The organism is Providencia sp. PROV223, assembly GCF_028479245.1.
Lineage (GTDB): Bacteria > Pseudomonadota > Gammaproteobacteria > Enterobacterales > Enterobacteriaceae > Providencia > Providencia rettgeri.
Map to the genome: position 1 here is coordinate 41,320 of NZ_JAMPNG010000012.1, position 22,916 is coordinate 64,235.

Consider the following 22,916-nt stretch of genomic DNA (forward strand, 5'->3'; position numbering starts at 1 on the left):
CTAACGGATGGCAGCCAATACACCGCATGTTATTCGGGTTAAAAAACGCAGTTCGCATCAGCAAAACGGGCATGGCGGTTCATGGAAAATTGCTTATGCCGATTTTATGACGGCGATGATGGCATTTTTTTTAGTGATGTGGCTAATCTCAATTTCAAGTCCTCAAGAATTAACTCAAATTGCCGAGTATTTTCGTACTCCCTTAAGTACAGCTATCAACCCAGGAAGTAAAAGTGGAGATGCCACAAACCCTATTCCTGGTGGTGGTAAAGACCCTATTTTCCGTGATGGGGATGTGATGCCAGAACCTAATAATATTATTGATGGAAATGCAAACTATCGTTTTGAAAAATTAAAAGAGTCACTTGAGCAGGCCATTTTAAAAGACCCACGTTTGAATGAATTAAAGCCACATTTACTGATTGATATGATCAACGATGGGCTGCGAATTCAAATTGTAGATAGTGAAAATCGCCCAATGTTTAAAGTTGGTTCGGCAATGGTTGAACCGTATATGAGTGATATTTTGCGAGCAATAGCACCACTTCTTAATGATGTTCCCAATCGAATTAGTATCTCCGGTCATACTGATGATCTCGCTTATGCCAACGGAGCCAATTACAGCAACTGGGAGCTTTCATCTGATCGCGCGAATGCTTCACGCCGTGAATTGATTCGCGGTGGAATGGATGAAAATAAAGTCTTACGCGTGGTTGGAATGGCATCAGCTATTCACTTAGACAAAGATGATGGCTTTGCTCCGATCAACCGCCGGATAAGTATCATTGTATTAAATGATGAAGAAACAAAGCAGATCCTCCGTGAATATGATGGCGCAAAGCCGATCAATGATGTGCTGAATAAACCGCAAAAGCCCACACCAGAAACGTCCGTGGGTGTTGTCGCTGCGGTGAAAATACCGTGATGAATTGCTGTTATTTGAATTTATTACATAACATGTTTAGTTGTCTGCCGGAATGTCCGGCAGACAGCGTTAAGTGAAACTTAAGCGAAATTGGATAAAAACCATGGATATTACCGAGTTTTATCAAACATTTTTCGATGAAGCTGATGAGTTGCTCAGGGATATGGAACAACATTTACTTGAGCTTGATCCTTTTGACCCGGATAGCGAGCAGCTAAATGCCATCTTCCGCAGTGCCCATTCAATAAAAGGAGGGGCTGCAACCTTTGGTTTCACTCAGTTGCAGAATACGACTCACACATTGGAAAACCTTTTAGATAAGGCGCGTCATGATGAATTAACACTCACACCTGACATTATTGATGTTTTTCTTGATGCTAAGGATGTCATGGCATCACAGTTAGATGCCTATAAAAATGATTCTTTGCCGGATGAAGAGACCTTTAAGCGCATTTGTGAGGTGCTTAGCCGGGTTGAAAATAAAGCAGAAGAGGTCACTGAAACAACGGCTGCGTTACCTGAGACTAAAGTTGAAGTTGCGGTTGTTGAAGAAGCTCCCGCAGAGCAAGGTGAATATTCACACTACTTTATGATCTCGTTAAATCAGCTCAAAGAAAATGAAGTTGATTTACTGGCAGATGAGCTCAGTTTATTTGGGCACTTGTATCATACTGAAAAAACAGCAAATAGTTTGCAAGCATGGCTTGGTACAAACACTGATATTGATGATATTAGTGGCGTATTATGTTTTGTGGTGGATGAATCACAGATTGCTCACCAAGTCGTATCATTTGCGGATTGCCTCGCCTTATCTCCTGAAGAAGTCATCACGGATGGCTCCGATGGCACAATCGAAATTAAGATTCCTGAGCCGGAGAAAGAAGCAAAACCTGTAACTGTTTCACCAGCGGTAGCTGCGCCTGCAAATACATCGAAAAAACCTGCAATCGCTAAACCGAAAGGGGATTCGAGCAGTATTCGTGTGGCTGTAGAGAAAGTTGACCAGTTGATCAACTTAGTCGGGGAGTTGGTCATTATTCAATCAATGCTGACCCAACATAGTCAGCATGTCGATCAAAATGAATACAGTGATTTATTAAGCTCAATCGTACAGTTGGAGCGTAATTCTCGCGCCTTGCAAGAATCCGTTATGTCAATTCGCATGATGCCAATGGATTACGTATTTAGTCGTTTCCCACGCATGGTACGCGATATTGCATCGAAATTAGGTAAAAAAATCGAGCTGAAAGTGGAAGGAAGTTCAACTGAACTCGATAAAAGTTTGATTGAGCGCATCGTCGATCCACTGAATCACCTTGTTCGTAATAGCCTCGACCATGGGATTGAAAAGCCAGAAGTTCGCGTGGCAAATGGTAAGCCAGAAGCTGGCACATTGACCTTAGCGGCAGCACATCAAAGTGGCAATATTTGCATTGAAGTTCGTGATGATGGCGCAGGGCTAAACCGTGAACGTATTTTGGCAAAAGCGAAGTCACAAGGCATGAACGTGCATGATGGTATGAGCAATGATGAAGTTGCGATGCTGATTATGGCTCCAGGATTTTCAACCGCAGAGGTAGTGACAGACGTTTCGGGACGCGGTGTTGGAATGGATGTGGTGAAAAGAAATATCCAAGACATGGGCGGTCGTATTCAAATCGGTTTTACCGAAGGCAAAGGCACCATTATCCGCATCTTATTACCGCTCACTTTAGCGATTTTGGATGGGATGTCGGTGAAAGTAGCGGAAGATGTCTTTATCGTGCCATTGAGTGCAATTATCAGCACGTTGCAGCCTCGACAAGAGGATATTTATCGCTTGGCTGGAGAGGAAAAAATGCTGCTTGTGCGAGGTGAATATCTACCGCTTGTTGAATTACACCACGTATTTTCCATCGAAGAAGCCGAACGAAATTTAGATAACAGTATTGTGCTGATTATTCAGAATGCAGGTCATCGTTTTGCATTGTTGGTCGACAAATTAGTTGGGCAGCAGCAAGTGGTGGTGAAAAACATTGAAAGTAATTATCGCAAGATCCCCGGTATTTCCGCAGCAACGATTATGGGTGATGGTTCTGTTGCATTGATTTTAGATGTGGCTGAACTACAAAAAATGAATAACAGCATTTTGATTAAAAAGAAACAGCAGGTTTCTCAACCTGTCGTGCACTAAATAGAGGCCATACACCATGTCTATGTTAGATGATGATTTAAATAAACACGAAGAAGAAAAAAACGGCGAAGGCTACCTCATTTTTACCTTGGGTGAAGAAGAGTATGGCATTGAGATCTTAAAAGTGCAGGAAATTCGTGGTTACGAACAAGTGACTCGTATCGCGAATACCCCTGATTTTATCAAAGGAGTGACTAACTTACGTGGGGTCATCATTCCGATTATTGATTTACGGGTGAAATTCTCCCATGAAAACGTGGTGTATAACGATAACACGGTCGTTATCGTAGTGAATTTAAAAGATCGCGTCGTTGGTATTGTCGTCGATGGAGTTTCGGATGTACTGGTCTTGAATGAAGAACAAATTGCACCGCCACCTGATTTTGCCGTGACATTATCAACACAATATCTGACAGGGCTCGGAACATTAAACGACCGTATGTTGATTTTAGTCGATATCGAAAAATTATTAACAAGCGATGAAATGGCGCTGATTGACAGCATGGCTGAGTAATTCTCAGCCCCAACAATTGTTCAAATAATAATAAGTCATTAACTAAAGTTTTTGGTTGGATGACCGATATCCAAAATACAACAAAATTATGTTAGTAAAACGTCATGTACAGTCGAATTAAAATCGTATCGGGACTTTTGTCCGTCATTTTTATCTTTATTTTGCTGCAACTGGTATCCAGTGGGTTGATGTTTACCAAACTGGGCGATAACAGCGACAGCATCAGTTATTTGAATTCATTACAACGCCAAAGACAAGTATTAACGGAAAGCTGGGTCAATTTGTTACAAGCTCGAGCTAACTTAAACCGCTCTATCAATGCCTATTTGCTTGAAGGTCGTAAAATTCAAGACGATGCAACGACAGAAGATTTGATTAAAGCCGCTAAACGTAACTTTAAATCAGCGGATGATGCCTATGCGCGCTATAACAAGCTGATGCAAAGTTCGGATTATGATAAGGCCAAATTTGAAAAACTATTTAGCACCTATGAAACCTATCGTGATGCGTTAATCAAGCTAGGTGAATTCGCTGAAAAAGGTGACCTTGAAGGCTTTTATGCACACAGAACCTCAGGGCACCAAGTAAAATTTGAAGAGCAATTTAACGCTTATTTTGCGGATATCTCAGCAGATTTTCAGGCCGAAGTCGTAAATGCAGATAATAACTATCGCCAATCTTTATATATGTTGGTGACACTATCTATCTTACTCGTCTTAATTGGCTTCTTTAGTTATCGCTATGTTCGTAAAGGCATTATTGAACCACTCGGTATTTTAATTGAGCGTATTAAAGTCTTTGCTTCAGGCGATTTAACACCGAATGTGACAACAATTGCCAAGAATGAAATTGGCGAGTTGGCCAATGGTGTTCAACATATGCAGCAGGAATTGATTAATACCGTTCGTGGTGTGCTAGATGGTAGCGAAACTATTTACCAAGGTACAACCGAAATTGCAGCAGGCAACAATGACTTATCTGCACGAACTGAGCAGCAAGTTGCTTGCTTAGAAGAAACTTCAGCCAGTATGAGTGAGCTGACTGCAACCGTAAAACAAAATACGGAATACGCCCACCAAGCGAGTGAATTTGCAAACCAAGCTTCAGTGATAGCAAAAGAGGGTGGCAAAGTGGTATCGAATGTGGTCAGTACCATGCTGAACATTGCCGATAGCTCACAGAAAATCTCTGATATTACTGCGGTTATCGATAGCATCGCCTTCCAAACCAACATCTTAGCGCTAAACGCAGCGGTTGAAGCGGCGCGAGCAGGTGAGCATGGTCGTGGTTTTGCTGTGGTGGCTGATGAAGTGCGTAATTTAGCACAACGCAGTGCTGATGCGGCTAAAGAGATTAAAACGTTAATTGAAGATTCAGTGTCAAGAACTGGGACAGGCGCTCGCCAAGCAGAAGATGCGGGCGAAACAATGACCAAGATTGTTGAGTCTGTCACACGTGTCACTGACATTATGACGCACATTGCAACTGCATCAGACGAGCAAAGTAAAGGAATTGCACAGGTCAGCATCGCTGTTGCAGAAATGGATAAAGTGACACAGCAAAATGCGTCGCTGGTTGAGCAGTCTGCGGTTGCAGCCAATGTATTGGAAGAACAAGTGGCAAAACTGTCGCAATTGATTTCAATCTTCCGTTTACCACCATTAAAACAAAGCGAAATACGCAATATTCAGCCGGCAGCAAGAACGGTTTCAAATATCGTTAAAACACCGGATCTGACAAAACTGTCATCAAAAGAACATAAAGATGATGACAATTGGGAAACTTTCTAAGGGTTAAGCTCAGTCTTTCGCTGCAAGGCTTTGGTTTTGCAGCGTTTCTGTGCATTAGAAAACAAGACAATGTTTCAGAGGTTTAGTTCTCTTAGCTGGCACAAGTGGGGATTTCTATGTTTGGTAAAAATATCCGAATTTCGGTGAGTTTGTATCTACTTCTCATTTTATTTTGTGGGATGCAGATTGTGTCTAGCGGGGTTTCTGTCGGGATTGTTGTAAGTGAATTAAAATCTTTAGAGCGTATTGATTTGGGGTCTGATAAGCGAGCGATGCTTGAAGAAACCAGTAAACACCTAATGCAAGCACGCAACAGCTTAACGCAAATTGCTTTGCTGCATAAAGTGGGTGGTAACGAACCGTTGATTGAAGAAACGAGAGTAACTTTTGATAAATTACTCGAAGAAGCTGAGAAAGATTACACCACGTTTAAAAACCAGCCTCTTTTGAGTGAGAAAGAAAATCTCGCCGCTCTTGAGGCTCGGTATCAAGCCTTTGTATTGACACTCAAAGCATTAAAAACACATTTAGATAATAAAGATATTGCAGCCTATATTGAACTTCCTGCCCAAGAAAACCAGGATCAGTTGGAGCAAGTTGTCGAGGAATACCTTGAATTACTGAATGCTGAAAATGATGAATCTCTTGCAGCAGCAAGAATGTATAACACGTTTGCGTGGAGTTCATTCGCTTCAGTGATTGTTATTATCCTTGCCGTTATTGTTTTTGTTAACTACTGGATGAAACGTAAAGTGATTAACCCATTGAAAAGTATGGGAGAGCACTTTGCATTAGTGGCTGATGGTAAACTCAATCAGAAAATTGAAGTCACTACCCGTGATGAAATTGGTGAAGTGTTTGGTAAGTTAAAAGACATGCAGGAGTCTCTAGCGACTTCAGTAACAGCGCTACGTTCAAATACGGACCAAATGTACACTGGTATCCGTGAAATCGCGTTAGGAAATAATAATTTATCTTCACGTACTGAACAGCAAGCGGCATCACTTGAAGAAACCGCAGCCAGTATGGAAGAGTTAACCGCTACGGTTAAGCAGAATGCGGATAACGCGCGCCAAGCCAGTGAACTTGCTGTTAGCGCATCGAAAACCGCAACGAAAGGTGGAGAGATCACCGAAGACGTGATTGATACCATGACTTCCATTTCCAATAGCTCACAAAAAATCAGTGCCATTATTAGTGTGATTGATGGCATCGCCTTCCAAACCAATATTTTAGCATTGAATGCTGCTGTTGAAGCTGCTCGAGCGGGTGAACAGGGGCGCGGTTTCTCTGTGGTTGCTGGTGAGGTTAGAGCATTAGCTCAGCGTAGTGCGGAAGCGGCAAAAGAAATTAAAACCTTGATTGATGAATCTGTTGGCAGAGTCAGCCAAGGTTCTCAATTAGTTAATGAAGCAGGTGCAACTATGAGTGAATTGGTTGCTGCAGTTAACCAAGTTACTGAATTAATGGGTAATATTGCCTCTGCATCCAATGAGCAAAGCCGTGGTATTGAGCAAGTCGCAACAGCAGTAAGCCAAATGGACTTAGTCACACAACAAAATGCGGCGTTAGTTGAGCAATCGACCAGTGCGACGGCAGCGCTAGAAGATCAAGCGAACAACTTAGTTGATACGGTTGCATTCTTTGAATTACCTGAAAGTCAATTAAATCGTAATCGGCGTTAAGTGTTGTGAAAACTCGTTTTTGAGTTTTCGGTGGATAATCGTAACTGGTTATTTTTTCTTAGGTTATCCATCCTAAAAGGCAGCCAAATAACTGGCTGCCTCTGGGTTTTTATTGAATAGGACGACAAGTACGATGCTTTTTGTACCACAGGTAGAACCACTGACTGATGATGAGTTTGGTCGGGTTTGTCGATTTATTCATAAAAAATCAGGCATTGTCCTCACCATGAATAAAAAAAATATGGTCTATAACCGGCTGTTAAAGCGGTTGCGTGATTGTAATATCGACAATTTTTCCGATTATTTACGGATGTTAGAGCGTGAGCCTCACCATGCAGAATGGCAAGCTTTCGTGAATGCTCTGACGACAAATTTAACCGCATTTTTTCGTGAACCGCACCACTTTGTGACGCTAGCAGACTTTGTTCGCACACGTAAAAATAGCGCGATTAATATTTGGTGCGCTGCATCTTCAACAGGAGAAGAGCCATATTCGATAGCCATGACATTGAGTGATGTGCTTGGGCCAAACGCAATTAATGCCAAAGTCATTGCCAGTGACATTGACACGGAAGTGCTAGAAAAAGCGAAACAAGGCGTGTATCGCATAGAAGAGCTGAAGTCTTTAACGGCATTACAGAGACAACGCTATTTTATGAAAGGCGTTGGCGAGTTTGATGGCTATGCGCGAGTCAAGCCAGCATTACGCCAAATGATTGAATTTCGTTATTTAAATTTGAGTGACCATGATTGGCAAATGCAACATCGATTTGATGCGATTTTTTGTCGTAACGTCATGATTTATTTTGATAAAGAGATGCAGATAAAAATGCTGGAGCGTTTTGCTCCATTGCTTAAGCCAGATGGTTTGTTATTTATTGGGCATTCTGAAAATTTATCGCAGTTATCACAAAGTTTCGTTATTAAAGGGCAAACCGTCTACAGCTTGCAAGCGGCGAGGAGGGGGTAATGAAAAAAATTAAAGTGCTATGTGTGGATGACTCAGCACTGATGCGCCAATTAATGCGCGAAATTATTAATAGCCATGATGACATGATAGTGGTTGATACCGCACCAGACCCTTATGTTGCTCGTGATTTAATCAAGCAATATGAGCCGGATGTGATTACGTTAGATGTGGAAATGCCACGAATGGATGGTATTGATTTCTTAGAGAAATTAATGCGCTTACACCCAATGCCTGTGGTCATGGTTTCAACATTAACGTCGAAAGGTTCTGAAGTGACATTAAAGGCGCTGGAATTAGGTGCTGTGGATTTTGTCACGAAACCGCAAATTGGTATTCGTGAAACCATGATGAGTTATCGCGATATTATTGGTGAAAAAATTCGCGCAGCAGCTATGTCAAAAATTACTCAGCGCAGCCGTTTTGCTCGTCCGGACAAAAAGGTCAGTGAGCCAGTTTCTCAAGCCAAAGCGCTCTCTCCCTATGTTTGTAACAGCCGTGTGATTGCGGTTGGCGCATCGACAGGTGGAACAGAGGCGATACGTCAATTTCTAGAAATGTTACCTCATGAATGCCCACCTGTCGTGATCACTCAGCATATGCCTGCGGGTTTTACGCGTTCTTTTGCTGATCGCTTAAATAAGCTGTGTGTATTGACCGTAAAAGAAGCTGAACACAACGAGCTATTACAAAAAGGCCATGCATATATCGCACCAGGCGATTCGCATATGTTGATTGCCGATAAAGGCAAGGGATTTCAAGTCATTTTACAGCAAAGCGAACCTGTTAACCGGCACCGTCCTTCTGTTGATGTGTTGTTCGATTCAGTAGCTCAATGTGTTGGGCGAAAATGCATTGGTATTTTATTGACGGGAATGGGGATGGATGGAGCGAAAGGACTATTAAATTTACGTAAGCAGGGGGCAATCACTTACGCACAAAACGAAAGTAGTTGTGTGGTATTTGGTATGCCGCGTGCTGCGATTGAAATGGGAGCTGCGGATGAAGTGCAAGATATTCTCAAGATTGCCCCAAGTGTTTTAGCAAGACTTTCTTCTGTCACGGTTTAACCCGGGGCAGGAATTCACAATTGTATTTTGAAGGAGTGGTTATGGCCGCTAAAGATCTCAGTTTTTTGGTTGTTGATGATTTTTCTACTATGCGCCGCATCGTCCGTAACTTATTAAAAGAGCTCGGATTTAATAAAATAGAAGAAGCGGAAGACGGTGTTGATGCCTTAGAGAAAATTCGTGCAGGCAGCATCGATTTTGTGGTTGCCGATTGGAATATGCCAAATATGGATGGTTTAGAACTGCTCAAAACTATTCGCGGTGATGATGCATTAAAGCACATCCCAGTTTTGATGGTGACGGCTGAAGCGAAAAAAGAAAATATTATTGCGGCTGCACAAGCGGGTGCGAGTGGTTACGTAGTTAAGCCGTTCACTGCCGCTATTTTAGAAGAAAAATTGAATAAAGTATTCGAAAAAATGGGTCTGCAATAACAGTGCGTGCCAAAGGAGATTTTCATGACTGAACAAGTGGGTATGGAAGGTATTCGCAATGGTAATGATGATTTAAAACAAGTCATTACACGCATTGGTACGCTAATGAGAACCCTGCGTGAAAGTATGCGCGAATTGGGCCTAGAAAAAAGCGTTCAACAAGCCGTGGCGAGTATTCCAGACGGAAAAGACAGGCTGCGTTATATCGCACAAATGACGGCGCAAGCGGCAGAAAAAACCTTAAATGGCATTGATGTCATCAAACCACTGCAAGTGGAAATGAATAAAAATGCGCAGGTGCTGCAACAGCAGTGGCAAGAAACCGCTGGAGATGCGGTTCCTGCACAATTGCGTGAGTCAACAGAAGCCTTTTTAGGACAGGTGATCCAAGACAGCGAAACGACTAAAGCAGAGTTGTTGGAAATCATGATGGCACAAGATTTCCAAGATTTAACAGGACAAGTCATCAAAAAAATGATGGAAGTGGTTGAAGAAGCTGAAAAACAACTGCTTGCATTATTAATGGAAAATACGCCACCTGAAATGCGTGCGAAAACGCAAAACGAAAGTTTGCTCAATGGCCCGCAAATCAATAAAGAAGGCGTTAATGTCATGGCATCACAGTCTCAGGTTGATGATTTACTTGATGAGCTAGGTTTCTAATTACCGACATTTTTTTAATTAAACTACTCTAATTACATAGGATTAGGGTAGTTTTATTGTACTTGCGTTACAAGGAAGGGATTGCAATGATAAATAACGATTTAATTTCTACTTTCGTGATTAAAGAACAAAAAGAACAAGCTGATATCGTTCAAGAAAATAACGGGGATGTTGATGAGTGCTCTTCAGAATTACAAATGAGGCAAGCGTTAATCAATCAACTTAAAAAAGCGCGTTTAGCCAATAACTTAACCCAGATGCAAATTGCAGAAAAAATGCAAACTCAAAAGCAAAACGTGTCGCGTTTGGAAAAAGCGCAATTCGACCCGAAATTAGGCACATTATTAAAATATGCGGAAGCGGTTGGCTTGCGCCTTACCTTGGATTTTCCTTCTACGCCCTGAATTATATAGTGTATAAGTAAATCTATATGTATTCAGGTGAGTATTTAATCGCTAATCATGTTGATAGACTGCGATGATCTTACTGCCAAGTATTTGTGCAAATAGCTCAATAAAATCATCGCGGACATCCCAATTATGAAAACTAAAACCTAAATTACCGAATGCCCATTGCGGATCAAATTGCCACGCATTAAGTGGACCATGAAAATCGCAACAAAAACAAGCGAGGTTTTCTGGTTTTCCCTCATACCAATCAGATACCGTATCGCTCCATGCATGGCTCTGTTCGCTTTGTTCACTGGCACATTGTGGGCAGTAAATACCGAGGCCATTGCCACCTGCGTGAAAAACCGTGTGTTCAGTTACGATAGACATGTAATTTTTTAGCATATCTTCCGGGAGTTGGGTTGGGACGATTTCATCATTAATGACGTACAAAATGGGTTCTTTGTGAGCGGGTGTAGGGCGATAAATGACTTCACCATATTCAACGCCTTGGAAATGTGGGTCAATAATGCCTTGTTCTTTTAGCCAGTCAAGCATGCGCTGGGCATGTTTGGGGGCATCTTCTAAGGAAATATCTGGGGCAACAAGGTGGCAAGTATCCATAATAACCCTTTATTGTTAAAAGCCATTAATAAGTAAGTCGATTGCGTGCTTAATGGTGTCTCGTTGGCAACTTAAGTCAACGATTTTTTTCCCTAATAATGAATGAGGGACGCAAGCCATTTGATGAGTCATTAAAATGAAAACCTGCCCGTTGATTGATAATTGTGGATTTAGGCGTACAGGTAATGTTTTTTTAACAAGCCTTGCTTGCTCATAAAGTTCAGGCGCGATAGTGACACTGGCGTTTTTTTTCATGCTTTGAGCCATTGTACTCATGGTATCTCCTTAATTACACGTGTTCAGGCATGTGAAATTAAGCATGCTTATTGCTCAATAGCCAAATAACCCCCTTGAACTACGTCTATTTTCCACCATTGATTTTTTTACACTCTGTCATGCTATAGCGATAACTCGTATTTTCATTAAATTTTGGAATCACGGTGTCCAACGAGAGTGATGTAGAAAAAACAGAAGAGCCCACCCCCCATAAAAAGCAAAAAGCCAAAGATGATGGGCAAATCGTTCGTTCAAAAGAATTGAGTTCGCTAATGATGATGTTAGCTGGCGTGAGCTTGCTATGGTTAAGTGGCGGACATTTGGCGGCACAACTGCGGCAAATAGCTCGTCAGGGTTTTATTTTTGATGGTCATTACTTACAAAACACAGGCTTGATGATCAGCTATTTAGGACGTGTTGTCAGTGAGGCTTTATTTGCCTTATTACCCGTGATTGGTGGGTTAGCTTTGGTGGGGATTTCTGCGTCATCGTTAGTGGGTGGGCTCGTTTTTAATAGCAAGTTGATTAAATTTGATTTGAAAAAGTTAAATCCAATCAAAGGGCTAAAGCGTATTTTTTCGATGAATGCGTTATCTGAGTTATTTAAAGCAATTTTAAAATCGTTATTTGTGGGTTTAGGGGCGTTTATTTTTCTTTGGCAAAGTTGGCCATCATTACTGCATTTAGTGATGGAATCACCGGTTACGGCGCTAAGTAATGCACTACAGAAAGTCATTTTTGCCGGGTATTTAATTGTGTTTTTGCTGATCCCGATGGTGGCTTTTGATGTTTTCTATCAGTTTCGCTCCCATTTAAAAAAATTGCGCATGAGTCGTCAGGAAATTAAAGATGAATTCAAGCAGCAAGAGGGTGACCCGCAGATTAAAGCCAAAATTCGCCAACAACAGCGTGCGATTGCGCGTAACCGAATGATGGCGGATGTCCCAAGTGCGGATGTCATCGTCACTAACCCGACACACTATGCGGTTGCCCTTAAATATGACGACAAAAAAATGGGGGCGCCAAAAGTATTAGCGAAAGGTGCGGGCGTATTGGCTCAGCGCATCAAGGAAATTGGTGAAGAGCACCGAATATTACAGTTAGAAGCACCGCCGCTTGCTCGTGCGCTATATCGCCATGCGGAGATAGGCCAAAGCATTCCTGTTGCCTTATATGCGGCGGTTGCAGAAGTTTTAGCATGGGTTTACCAATTGCGCCGCTGGCGCCGTGAAGGTGGACTCAGACCAAAAAAACCGAAAAATTTGCCAGTGCCACCGACGCTGGACTTTGCTGGAGATAACAATCGCGATGGCTAATTTGGCTTCATTATTAAAATTGCCGAAAAATTTACAGGGAACGCAGTGGCAAATACTTGCTGGACCGGTTCTTATCTTATTGATTTTGTCGATGATGGTACTGCCATTGCCGGCATTTTTATTGGATTTACTGTTTACCTTCAATATTGCACTTTCTATTATGGTGCTATTAGTGGCGATGTTCACTAAGCGCACATTAGACTTTGCTGCATTTCCAACCATTTTGCTATTTGCAACCTTATTGCGCCTTTCTTTGAATATCGCCTCAACGCGAATTATTTTGTTAGATGGCCATACAGGGCCAGATGCAGCTGGACGAGTTGTCGAAGCTTTTGGTCACTTTTTGGTGGGCGGTAACTTTGCCATCGGTATTGTGGTGTTCATTATTCTTGTACTGATTAACTTTATGGTTATCACTAAGGGAGCAGGGCGTATTGCGGAAGTGGGCGCTCGCTTTGTGTTAGATGGTATGCCGGGTAAACAGATGGCCATCGATGCCGACTTGAACGCAGGTATCATTACGGATGATGAAGCGAAAAAACGCCGTGCGGAAGTGACTCAAGAAGCGGATTTTTACGGTTCAATGGATGGTGCGAGTAAGTTCGTGCGTGGGGATGCGATTGCGGGGATCATGATTATGGTGATCAACGTGGTTGGCGGATTAATTATCGGTGTTGGTCAACACAATATGTCATTGGGTGAGGCGACAAGTGCGTATACCTTGCTGACCATCGGTGATGGCCTTGTGGCGCAAATTCCTGCTTTGATTATTTCAACGGCTGCTGGGGTTATTGTCACTCGAGTGGCAACCGATGAAGATGTGGGTGAGCAGATGGTCACCCAGCTATTTAATAACCCGCGAGTGATGTGGTTGAGCGCAGGCGTTTTAGGCCTAATCGGTTTGATTCCGGGTATGCCTAACTTTGTTTTCTTGCTATTTACTGCAGCACTGGCCGCCCTTGGTTGGTATTTAGTGCGTAAATCGCAACAACCCGAAAGTGCCACGGGAGATAATAGCCAATCGCAGCATTTCCAAGAAGCAAATAAAGTGGTTGAAGCCACGTGGGATGACGTGCAACTAGAAGATTTGTTGGCGATGGAAGTGGGGTATCGGTTGATTCCCTTAGTTGATAATGACCAGCAAGGTGAATTATTAGGGCGACTGCGTGGTTTACGTAAGAAATTTGCTCAAGAAGTGGGGTATTTACCACCTGTCGTACATATTTGCGATAACTTGGCGCTTTCCCCCTGTGAATATCGAATTCTGATCAAAGGTGCAGAAGTTGGGCGGGGAGAAGCACAGCCTGGTCGTAGCCTGGCTATTGACCCAGGTAATGCCGCCGGGTCGTTACAAGGCGACGTCACCAAAGAGCCTGCATTTGGTTTACCTGCAATCTGGATTGATGATGATTTACGTGAGCAAGCGCAAATACAAGGGTATACGGTGGTATCTGCGAGTACCGCAGTGGCAACTCATTTTAATCAAATTTTGTTGCAAAACTCCAGCACCTTATTTGGCCGCCAAGAAGCACAAATGTTGTATGATCGTGTGAAAAAAGAGATGCCAAAATTGGCAGATGACCTGATCCCAGATACCATTTCGTTAACCATTTTGCACCGTGTACTACAAAATTTATTAATGGAAGATGTGGTAATCCGCGATATGCGTACCATCATTGAAACCTTAGCTGAAATGGCGGGGGAAAATGGTGAGAATAAAGATACGGATTACCTGACGTCACAAGTGAGAATTGCGTTAGGTCGGGCTATCACCCAGCAATGGTTTGGTAATGCAGAAGAAATTCAAGTTATTGGTTTAGAAGCTAGTCTTGAACAGATCTTACTGCAAGCCGCTAAAAATGGCGGTGGTTTAGAGCCAAACTTGGCGCAGTTTATTCAAACCCAAGCAGAGCAAGCCGTGGCACACCAAGAGGCGATGGGAGCCCCAACGGTATTATTAGTTAACCATGGCTTACGCCTAATTTTGTCGCGTTTCTTGCGGCGCAGCCTGCCACAGCTAGTGGTCATGTCGAATTTAGAAATGACTGACCACCGTAAGATCAGAATGACGTCAATGATCAGCGGCAGTTAATTCTATCGGTATTATTTGCCATTTAGCTACAGTATTAAAAAGAGGAAAATTGCCAATAGGATACGGTAATTTTCCTCTTTTTTTATTCCAAGACTTTGCTTAATTAGCATATTTTCTTCCTTAACCATGATAATTTTTACTATAGTAAAAATTATAGTGAGTTGAAGCTAACCTGTTGGTGGGGATTCATTATGAATAATAAAATAAATGAGTTACTGAAATTTGCTCAAGAAATGAAAGCAATTGGTGGTGCTGATGGCACCGCGGCTCGCCGTATCGAGGCGCGGATAAAAACACAAGAGCTTAAGAAAAAATTCACCAACCCTAAGTCTATGACAGGAGAAGACATTAAACGTATTTGTGAGCAAAATAATATTTCTTAATCTTCTCTCGCTTCGATATTAAATATGACCAAGGAAAGTGTTTCTAAATGGGAAAGAGGGGAGATTAAACCAAATGGTGCAGCATTAAGGCTACTCAAACTAATTGATGAAAAGGTGTTTATTATCTAGTACATGAAAGGGTAATCCTTTTTAGTTTAAAAATACAAAACAACCTTAAATTGAAATTTTCTTACCTAATACAGGGCGCTTTGACTCTAAGCCATCAGCACCATAAGTAGACTGGTTATTATGCTTTTTCACAAAGTTTAGGCGCTGAGCATTTAGCTCAATATGCAATTGCAGCATCTGGTGATTACGATAATTCAGCTCTTTTAGGTTGGTGGTTAAGGTTTTAATGGCTTCCCATACCCCAGCTAGTGCGTCATTGTTCTCATAAGGTGCACTAACCTCCGCTTGTGCTTCTAATGCCAAGCGGTTTGTTTCACCATGACCAATTGCGGCAACCAGAAACCGTTTTTGTTCAGTGGTTTCTTGGAAAGGCGAAGGTGGCACACGGTGATAACCTAATAATAACTCTTCATTTTTCATTACTATCTGTAATGATTGCAAGTGAGAGAGTTGTTGCTCTAGTAATATCAGTAATTCGTCAGTCATGATGGCTATTTTTATTTCATTGATAACATGCATTCATGGGCATCACGTAAAATGCCATCGGCAATTTTTTCAGCGTCCATTTTTAAGGTGCCATCTTTGATAGCTTGTTTGATTTGCTCAACTTTAGCACTGTTAATATCGCTAGCTTGAGGTTGCAATAATTTTTTTTGTAACTCACTTGGCGCAAAAGAACTCTCTTGAACGACTTCATTGCTGGACACTTTTTTGTCGCGCATCGGGGCAGCCGCATCTTGTGGGTCGCGGTTTGTCACCTGAGTCAGCGCAGAAATTGCAGATGTTTGCTCAATAGCCATAATGTATTTTCCTATTCCCGATTTTTGTCATATGTCAGTTATCGGCTTATATTGATGAATCTTTAGTGTCTATAGTGTTACAAAATATTGCATCATTCACCAGCTATACTCGTCATACTTCAAGTTGCAGCGTTGTTGACTGCACTCAGCTAGCCGAATCACATACTCATGTATGCTCATCGGTCTATCTTCACTTGTCGCCTAGCTGCAACTCGAATTATTTAGCGTATATACTCGTATTACTACAAGTTGCGGCGTTGTTGACTGCACTCAGCTAGCCGAATCATAGACTCATGTATGCTCATTGGTCTATCTTCACTTGTCGCTTAGCTGTAACTCGAATTATTTAGCGTATCAATGGGGTTATCTTTACCTCAATACCACTTGGACACTGCCATTTTCTAACGCTTCCCCATTCACCACTTGCCCATTTAACAAGCGTACTCGGGTATTTTGGCCGGCAGTGGCATTATTAATGGCACGACCTTCATATTTCACTGAAAAATTATCACCATTGGCGAACACAAATACCGTTTGTCCCGCTTTTATTGCCCAAGGCTGTCTTGTCATTGATTTTGTGAATGTTTGCCCGGCAGGAATATTACGCAGGGCTATCGCACCACGTAGCGCGATTTTATCGGTGCTTGCACCTGCGGGGAGTTTATGTAATAAGCCCTTCTTGGTACCGATATCGACAAATTGTATGGATTCCCCTCTATTTATATTACGTGTTGCCACGTAATACTGACCTGTCACATTCACGGTAAGCTGAATAAACTGCTTTTTCTTACCACATTGTATCGGTAGGGAAACATTACCCATATTGCGCCCACCAACTGGGGGGTTGAGCTGGGGGTTTTCACAAGTCGGCCAACGCTCAATCGGTGTTTTAATCTCAATTGAAACTTGCTTGCCTTTCCCATGAATTTGTCGAAAGTATTGGTTAATGTCTTGAGGTAACGACGCTTGAGAAAGCGTTGGAGTAAGCCCTAATAAGCTGATTACCAAGTATAATGGCAATTTTTTAGCGTAATACATCCCTTTTATCTCCCCCAGCAAGCAAACTTTTTCACGATTGCAGTTTACGCAGCTCTGAAATAACGAATGAGCCAAATAGGTCAATTATTTTGCCTTTATCTCGCCATTAGAATTTTTCGTAGGCCGCTAAGATATGCAGGTCGAATTTTAATTTTTACTCGCGAACGTTCAAATCAGGGATCGCGTTATCTCCATTGAGGGCCACTATGATTGATAAATTAAACGCCACGTTTGCTTTCCAGCAACAGGCTTTGTCAATACGCGAAGCAAGGCAGACCGTATTAGCTTCAAACATTGCTAATGCCGATACACCCGGCTACCAAGCACGTGATATTGACTTTAATCGTCAACTTCAACAAGCCATGGATAAAGGTGTGGTAGGGGGAAAAGGTGTGACTCTTGCTGTCACTTCGAAAGGGCATATCGAAGGGCGAGGAGGCAAAGCCCCCAATATTGACCTGAAATATCGAGTTCCTTACCAAACCTCAATGGATGGTAATACGGTAGATATGGACATTGAACGTAGCCAATTCGCAGATAACACTCTGAAATATCAGGCCGACCTTACATTCATCAATAGCCGCGTCAAAAGTATGTTGGCTGTCTTACAGCAAGGGTAATCTTCATGGCTTTACTGAGTATTTTTGATATCTCTGCATCAGCATTGACCGCGCAATCTCAACGCTTGAATGTCAGTGCGAGCAATATGGCCAATGCAGAAAGTATAGCAGGGCCTGATGGCCAACCATACCGTGCAAAACAAGTGGTTTTTCAAATGGCACCACAAGGGCGCCATGAAGTAGGTGGTGTACGTGTGAGCGAGTTGATAGAAGACCCTACGCCACCTCGTATGGAATATAAGCCCGGCCACCCGTCAGCGAATGAAAAAGGCTATGTGCAAATGCCAAATGTCGACATGGTCGGTGAAATGATCAACACCATTTCAGCTTCCCGTAGCTATCAAGCCAATTTAGAAGTGATGAATACAGCAAAAACCTTGCTGCAAAAGACACTAACAATAGGCCAGTAAGGGAGCGTTTTCATGGGAATTGCAGCCACAATGTACGACCCTTTGGATAATACGACAGCTGGCCCTGAGCCGGCTGCGAGTAATGTGCCAAAGAAAAGTCAAAGTGACGATATGCGTGACACTTTTTTAAAAATGATTGTCACGCAAATGCAAAACCAAGACCCAACCAAGCCAATGGAAAACACGGACTTAACCAGCCAATTGGCGCAAATTGCCACGCTTGAAAGTATGAATAAACTCAGCGATAGCGTGAGTGGTATTTCCCAACAAATTGGTTCAGGTCAGTCATTACAAGCCACTCAGCTGGTTGGTAAGGGTGTGCTTATTCCGCGCAATGAAATCATCTTAGCGCCGCTCAAGAAAGAGAGCACAGGTGAAGACAGCAATGTGACTAAGCCATCAAACCCGCTTCCTGATGAAGGTATCAGCCCAGATAGTCCTTCAACATTTGGACTGAGTAATAAAGAGGCTATTGAAGGTGAAGAAGGCGGTGAAGAGCCGCAATCTGAATATATTTCTTCGCCGTTTGGTTTCTTTTTACCGAAATTGGCAGACAAAGTTGAAATTACTATTCGTGATAAAAACCGAATGGTTGTGCGAACCATTACCTATGATACGGAAGTTAAACCCGATATCTATGATATGGCGTGGGATGGTCGTGATAACAACGGAAACTTAGTCACAGATACAACAGGAAAATATTACTTTGATGTGAAAGCCGTCAGTTCGGGGGCTGAAATCGAAGTCACCAAACTGGGGTATACCCGTGTTAACGGTGTGACTCCAGGGGCTGACGCACCATTACTTGATGTTGGCATTGGGCAAAGTGTCCCGCTGAGCAGCATTTTCAAGGTTTATCCATCTTCTTAATTTACCCCCAATACTCATGGAGAAAATATGTCTTTTTCACAAGCAGTCAGTGGCTTAAATGCAGCCTCAGCGGGGCTTGATTCAATTGGTAATAATATTGCCAACTCCGCAACAAATGGTTTTAAAGGAGCGACAACCTCATTTGCAGATATGTTTGCAGGTTCAGGTGTTGGTCTCGGTGTTAATGTGGCCGCGGTGACACAAAATTTTAAAGATGGCCCAATCACGCGTACTGATAGAGCGACAGATGTTGCTATCTCCGGAAATGGCTTTTTCCGTGTACAAGACCAAAACGGTGATACTTATTACAGCCGAGATGGCCAATTCTTACGGGATAAAAGCGGTAACCTAGTGAATAACCAAGGTATGGTGGTCACAGGCTATCCTGCGAGTGTCGACGAAAAAGGCAATGTTACCATTCAAAGTGGTGGTGTACCTGAGGGCTTGAATATCCCAACGGATATGATGGATGCAAAAGCATCGGAGTTAGCGAAATTAACCATTAATTTGAATTCAGAAGACAAAATCAAAGATAAAGCTTTCGATGTTGATAACCCTGATGATTCCGCGACTTATAATTTCAGTACAACCATGACGGCGTATGATAGCCAAGGTAACACGCATGAAATCTCTGTTTATTTTGTAAAAACAGCGGACAACAAGTGGACGGCTTACGCTAAAGATGCGAATGACACAGCAGCAACTAAGCTGGGGGATATGTCATTTGATGGTAACGGAAAATTGGTGACAGAAACGGTAACACCGGGCCCGAATCCAGGTGATGAGCCTGTTGTAACGCCAATAGAAACAACGTTTGATTTTGCATACAAAGGGCTAAATGGTGCAAATGATGGCACCTTAAAAGTTGATTTAGGGAAAACTCGTCAACAAAAAGTCAGCGAATCTTCCGTCAGTGCGATTGATGTGAATGGTTATCCTGCTGGTGAATACACCACCTTTAAAATTGAAGATAACGGTTTGATTACCGCTAACTATTCTAACCAACAAAAACGTGTGGTTGGCCAAGTGGCGTTATCTGCGTTCGCAAACCCAAATGGTCTGGTATCCCAAGGTGGCAACGTTTGGGCCTCTTCTAATGCCTCTGGTAACCCAATGGACGGTGTTCCGGGTGTCGGCCAGTTTGGTAAATTAACCAGTGGTGCATTGGAATCTTCTAACGTCGATATGAGCCAAGAGTTAATCAGCATGATTGTGATGCAGCGTAATTACCAATCAAACGCGCAAACCATAAAAACACAAGATCAGATGTTACAGACGCTGGTTAACTTACGATAAAACAAGAGGGTGGCCATGGATCACGTCATTTATACCGCGATGGGGGGAGCGCGTCATGCGCTGGAAAACCAAGCGATTGTTTCAAATAACATTGCCAATGTGTCAACTGCAGGCTTTAAAGCGCAATTGTCCGCAATGCGTGCCGTTCCAATAAATGGTGACAGCGAGCAAACCAGAACGCTGGTGGTGGCATCGACTCCTGGTGCTGATATGAGCCAAGGGCCACTCAATTATACGGGTAAACAAACCGATGTTGCGTTAAACGATAAGCATTTTTTGGCTGTTGAGTTAGCCGATGGCACAGAGGCTTATACCCGTAACGGCAACATCCAAGTGTCTAGCGAAGGTGAACTTGTCATTGGCGAGCGCCGCTTACAAGGTGATGGTGGGCCGATTAACGTTCCGCCAAATGCAGAATTAACCATTGGTGCAGACGGGACAGTTACCGCACTTTTAGCCACTGACCCGCCAACGATGTTAGGGCAAATCGGGCGTTTGAAAGTGGTTGAAGCGCAACCGCAAGACTTGATCCGTGGCGAAGATGGTTTGTTCCATTTATCACCACAAGGGCAAGCGGCAAATGGCAATGCTTTGCCACAAAGTGAACGAGGAATTGTCACCGCGGGAGTCATTGAAGGCAGTAATGTCAATGCCGCGGAAGCGATGGTTTCTATGATTGCTAATGCAAGGCACTTTGAAATGCAAATGAAAGTTGTCCGCAGTGCTGATGAAAATGCACAACGGGCGAACCAATTGCTCGCTGTTAGCTAATTTCACAAAGGAATTATTATGATCCGCTCATTATGGATTGCCAAAACAGGGCTTGATGCTCAACAAACTAACCTTGATGTTATTTCCAATAACTTAGCCAACGTTAGTACGAATGGTTTTAAGCGCCAACGTGCTGTTTTTGAAGATTTAATGTACCAAAATATTCGCCAGCCGGGTGCCATGAGTTCAGAACAAACTTCGTTACCATCTGGTTTACAAATGGGTACAGGTTCACGCCCTGTTGCCACAATGCGTATTCATGCGCAAGGCGCATTAAATAAAACGGGAAATACCAACGATATCGCTATCAGAGGGCAAGGTTTTTTACATGTGCAAATGCCGGATGGTACAGATGCTTATACTCGTGATGGGGCATTACAGCCAAACCAAGATGGCCAGTTAGTGACCTCAAGTGGTTATCAAATCGTTCCTGCGATTATGATCCCCGATAACGCGAATAGCTTGTCAATTGCGCGCGATGGTACCGTGACTATCACTGTATATGGCGATAACCAACCACAGCAAATTGGCCAAATAACATTAACCACCTTCATCAATGACGCCGGTTTGGAAAGTATGGGTGAAAACCTGTATATGGAAACGGCCAGTTCTGGTGCACCAAATGAGAGCGCACCAGGTACTAACGGCGCCGGTTTACTTTATCAACATATGTTAGAAACCTCTAACGTTAACGTGGCAGAAGAGTTGGTCAACATGATCCAAACTCAACGTGCTTATGAAATCAACAGTAAGGCGGTATCCGCTTCTGACCAAATGTTACAGCGCTTAACGCAATTGTAATTGGTAAAAAATACGTAAAAATAACTCATTGCGATAGTGATGAGTTATCAATGAGAGGGATCTCTTCGTGATGATAAAACGTACACAGCAGCAAAAGAGTAACATGATGATTGAAAGCGGCACGATTTCTCAACAGCAAAAAACAGCGTTGCTAACGCATTTCATAGCGCCTAAACAGGCAGGGTTACTTGCCATTTTGGTCTTAGTTACCAGCGGTTGTGCACAAATCAAATCGCGTCCATTAGTGGACACACAAACCACTGCAATTCCAACAGCACCGACAGCACCTGCACCCAATGGCTCGATATTTCAAAGCGCGCAACCCGCTTATTATGGTTATCAACCGTTGTTTGAAGACAGGCGCCCTCGTAATGTTGGCGATATTTTAACCATTAATTTGCAAGAAAACGTAAGTGCGAGCAAAAATTCCTCTGCGAATGCGAATCGTAGTGGGAAAACAGGTTTCTTAGCTGCGATCTTACCGGGTTTCATGCAAGGGTGGATTGGCGGTAAAAACACAGAATTAGATATTAAAGGTAACAGTGACTTTAGCGGCAAAGGCGGTGCCAATGCCAACAACACCTTTAAAGGCACTATTACTGTCACAGTAGATCAATTATTGGCGAACGGTAACTTACATGTGGTTGGTGAGAAACGTATCGCGATAAACCAAGGTACTGAGTCGATTCGTTTCTCGGGAGTGGTTAACCCACGCACAATTGGTTCAGACAATCATGTGAGTTCGACACAAGTCGCTGATGCACGTATTGAATATGTGGGCGACGGCTATATTAACGAATCGCAAAACATGGGATGGCTACAACGCTTTTTCTTAAATGTTTCGCCTTATTAATTAAACATTAGCGAGAAAACAGCCGAG

25 protein-coding genes are annotated in these 22,916 nt (G+C 42.8%); 20 read left to right on the forward strand and 5 right to left on the reverse strand.

Translation table 11 applies throughout. From position 1 onward, the window contains the following. The first annotated feature begins 7 nt into the window (after positions 1-7). The 10 genes from motB (at position 8) to PR767_RS14065 (ending at position 10,625) form a co-directional block, all read left to right on the forward strand. On the forward strand, positions 8-925 hold the full coding sequence (gene motB / locus PR767_RS14020) for a flagellar motor protein MotB (RefSeq protein WP_272520470.1): 918 nt from the start codon (positions 8-10) through the stop codon (positions 923-925). A gap of 103 nt (positions 926-1,028) precedes the next feature. Then, on the forward strand, positions 1,029-3,098 hold the full coding sequence (gene cheA / locus PR767_RS14025; RefSeq protein WP_272520472.1) for a chemotaxis protein CheA: 2,070 nt from the start codon (positions 1,029-1,031) through the stop codon (positions 3,096-3,098). Between the two features lie 16 nt (positions 3,099-3,114). After that, entirely contained in the window at positions 3,115-3,612 is a 498-nt protein-coding gene (gene cheW / locus PR767_RS14030) for a chemotaxis protein CheW (protein WP_004909833.1), read from the forward strand. A 104-nt stretch (positions 3,613-3,716) separates the two neighbouring features. Beyond that, positions 3,717-5,402 (forward strand): methyl-accepting chemotaxis protein, encoded by a 1,686-nt coding sequence (locus PR767_RS14035; RefSeq protein ID WP_110731845.1) that lies wholly within the window; start codon positions 3,717-3,719, stop codon positions 5,400-5,402. Positions 5,403-5,518: 116 nt separating this feature from the next. Then, a complete protein-coding gene (locus PR767_RS14040) occupies positions 5,519-7,087 on the forward strand; it encodes a methyl-accepting chemotaxis protein (RefSeq protein WP_109911154.1) in 1,569 nt (522 codons plus the stop codon). A 133-nt stretch (positions 7,088-7,220) separates the two neighbouring features. Then, positions 7,221-8,057 (forward strand): CheR family methyltransferase, encoded by an 837-nt coding sequence (locus PR767_RS14045; protein WP_004909839.1) that lies wholly within the window; start codon positions 7,221-7,223, stop codon positions 8,055-8,057. Further along, the gene (locus PR767_RS14050) at positions 8,057-9,124 is read left to right on the forward strand and encodes a protein-glutamate methylesterase/protein-glutamine glutaminase (RefSeq protein ID WP_004909841.1); all 1,068 of its coding nucleotides are present in this window, start codon (positions 8,057-8,059) and stop codon (positions 9,122-9,124) included. The genes PR767_RS14045 and PR767_RS14050 overlap by 1 nt, the downstream gene beginning before the upstream one ends. Before the next feature lie 41 nt (positions 9,125-9,165). Beyond that, the gene (cheY, locus tag PR767_RS14055; protein ID WP_004909843.1) at positions 9,166-9,558 is read left to right on the forward strand and encodes a chemotaxis response regulator CheY; all 393 of its coding nucleotides are present in this window, start codon (positions 9,166-9,168) and stop codon (positions 9,556-9,558) included. 24 nt (positions 9,559-9,582) lie between these two features. Next, positions 9,583-10,221: a protein phosphatase CheZ gene (locus PR767_RS14060; RefSeq protein WP_110731846.1), complete on the forward strand. Its 639-nt coding sequence runs from the start codon at positions 9,583-9,585 to the stop codon at positions 10,219-10,221. A gap of 86 nt (positions 10,222-10,307) precedes the next feature. Next, positions 10,308-10,625 carry a helix-turn-helix transcriptional regulator gene (locus tag PR767_RS14065; protein ID WP_249215141.1) on the forward strand — a complete coding sequence of 106 codons (318 nt, stop codon included), beginning with the start codon at positions 10,308-10,310 and terminating at the stop codon, positions 10,623-10,625. A gap of 51 nt (positions 10,626-10,676) precedes the next feature. Here PR767_RS14065 and PR767_RS14070 read toward each other — a convergent pair whose 3' ends face one another. Next, on the reverse strand, positions 10,677-11,234 hold the full coding sequence (locus tag PR767_RS14070) for a hypothetical protein (RefSeq protein WP_272520473.1): 558 nt from the start codon (positions 11,232-11,234) through the stop codon (positions 10,677-10,679). Between the two features lie 15 nt (positions 11,235-11,249). After that, positions 11,250-11,510 (reverse strand): CcdB family protein, encoded by a 261-nt coding sequence (locus tag PR767_RS14075; protein WP_196719710.1) that lies wholly within the window; start codon positions 11,508-11,510, stop codon positions 11,250-11,252. A gap of 164 nt (positions 11,511-11,674) precedes the next feature. Here PR767_RS14075 and flhB point away from each other — a divergent pair, with 164 nt between their 5' ends. The 3 genes from flhB to PR767_RS14090 all read left to right on the forward strand — a co-directional run bounded on the left by flhB (position 11,675) and on the right by PR767_RS14090 (position 15,301). Continuing rightward, positions 11,675-12,826: a flagellar biosynthesis protein FlhB gene (flhB, locus tag PR767_RS14080; protein ID WP_272520474.1), complete on the forward strand. Its 1,152-nt coding sequence runs from the start codon at positions 11,675-11,677 to the stop codon at positions 12,824-12,826. Beyond that, positions 12,819-14,918: a flagellar biosynthesis protein FlhA gene (gene flhA / locus PR767_RS14085; protein WP_004909858.1), complete on the forward strand. Its 2,100-nt coding sequence runs from the start codon at positions 12,819-12,821 to the stop codon at positions 14,916-14,918. The genes flhB and flhA overlap by 8 nt, the downstream gene beginning before the upstream one ends. A 191-nt stretch (positions 14,919-15,109) precedes the next feature. Beyond that, positions 15,110-15,301, forward strand: a complete 192-nt coding sequence (locus tag PR767_RS14090; RefSeq protein ID WP_226537852.1) for a hypothetical protein — start codon at positions 15,110-15,112, stop codon at positions 15,299-15,301. Between the two features lie 174 nt (positions 15,302-15,475). Here PR767_RS14090 and PR767_RS14095 read toward each other — a convergent pair whose 3' ends face one another. The 3 genes from PR767_RS14095 to flgA all read right to left on the reverse strand — a co-directional run bounded on the left by PR767_RS14095 (position 15,476) and on the right by flgA (position 17,268). Next, entirely contained in the window at positions 15,476-15,916 is a 441-nt protein-coding gene (locus PR767_RS14095; protein WP_110732275.1) for a flagella synthesis protein FlgN, read from the reverse strand. An 11-nt stretch (positions 15,917-15,927) separates the two neighbouring features. Next, complete coding sequence (flgM, locus tag PR767_RS14100; RefSeq protein WP_004909864.1) at positions 15,928-16,230, reverse strand: flagellar biosynthesis anti-sigma factor FlgM; 303 nt, start codon at positions 16,228-16,230, stop codon at positions 15,928-15,930. A gap of 369 nt (positions 16,231-16,599) precedes the next feature. Continuing rightward, entirely contained in the window at positions 16,600-17,268 is a 669-nt protein-coding gene (gene flgA / locus PR767_RS14105) for a flagellar basal body P-ring formation chaperone FlgA (RefSeq protein ID WP_004909866.1), read from the reverse strand. Between the two features lie 206 nt (positions 17,269-17,474). Between flgA and flgB the strand changes: the two genes are divergently transcribed. From flgB to PR767_RS14140, 7 genes are all read left to right on the forward strand, one after another. Continuing rightward, complete coding sequence (gene flgB, locus PR767_RS14110; protein WP_004255669.1) at positions 17,475-17,888, forward strand: flagellar basal body rod protein FlgB; 414 nt, start codon at positions 17,475-17,477, stop codon at positions 17,886-17,888. Between the two features lie 5 nt (positions 17,889-17,893). Next, complete coding sequence (flgC, locus tag PR767_RS14115) at positions 17,894-18,298, forward strand: flagellar basal body rod protein FlgC (protein WP_004909868.1); 405 nt, start codon at positions 17,894-17,896, stop codon at positions 18,296-18,298. A gap of 12 nt (positions 18,299-18,310) precedes the next feature. Then, positions 18,311-19,168, forward strand: coding sequence for a flagellar hook assembly protein FlgD (locus PR767_RS14120; RefSeq protein ID WP_198641273.1), 858 nt, complete (start codon positions 18,311-18,313; stop codon positions 19,166-19,168). Positions 19,169-19,195: 27 nt separating this feature from the next. After that, positions 19,196-20,464: a flagellar hook protein FlgE gene (gene flgE / locus PR767_RS14125; protein WP_164528950.1), complete on the forward strand. Its 1,269-nt coding sequence runs from the start codon at positions 19,196-19,198 to the stop codon at positions 20,462-20,464. A 15-nt stretch (positions 20,465-20,479) separates the two neighbouring features. Beyond that, positions 20,480-21,235 (forward strand): flagellar basal body rod protein FlgF, encoded by a 756-nt coding sequence (locus PR767_RS14130; protein ID WP_109911160.1) that lies wholly within the window; start codon positions 20,480-20,482, stop codon positions 21,233-21,235. Positions 21,236-21,253: 18 nt separating this feature from the next. Next, on the forward strand, positions 21,254-22,036 hold the full coding sequence (gene flgG / locus PR767_RS14135; protein ID WP_004909875.1) for a flagellar basal-body rod protein FlgG: 783 nt from the start codon (positions 21,254-21,256) through the stop codon (positions 22,034-22,036). Positions 22,037-22,106: 70 nt separating this feature from the next. Further along, positions 22,107-22,889, forward strand: coding sequence for a flagellar basal body L-ring protein FlgH (locus tag PR767_RS14140; protein ID WP_004909879.1), 783 nt, complete (start codon positions 22,107-22,109; stop codon positions 22,887-22,889). Positions 22,890-22,916: the final 27 nt, after the last annotated feature.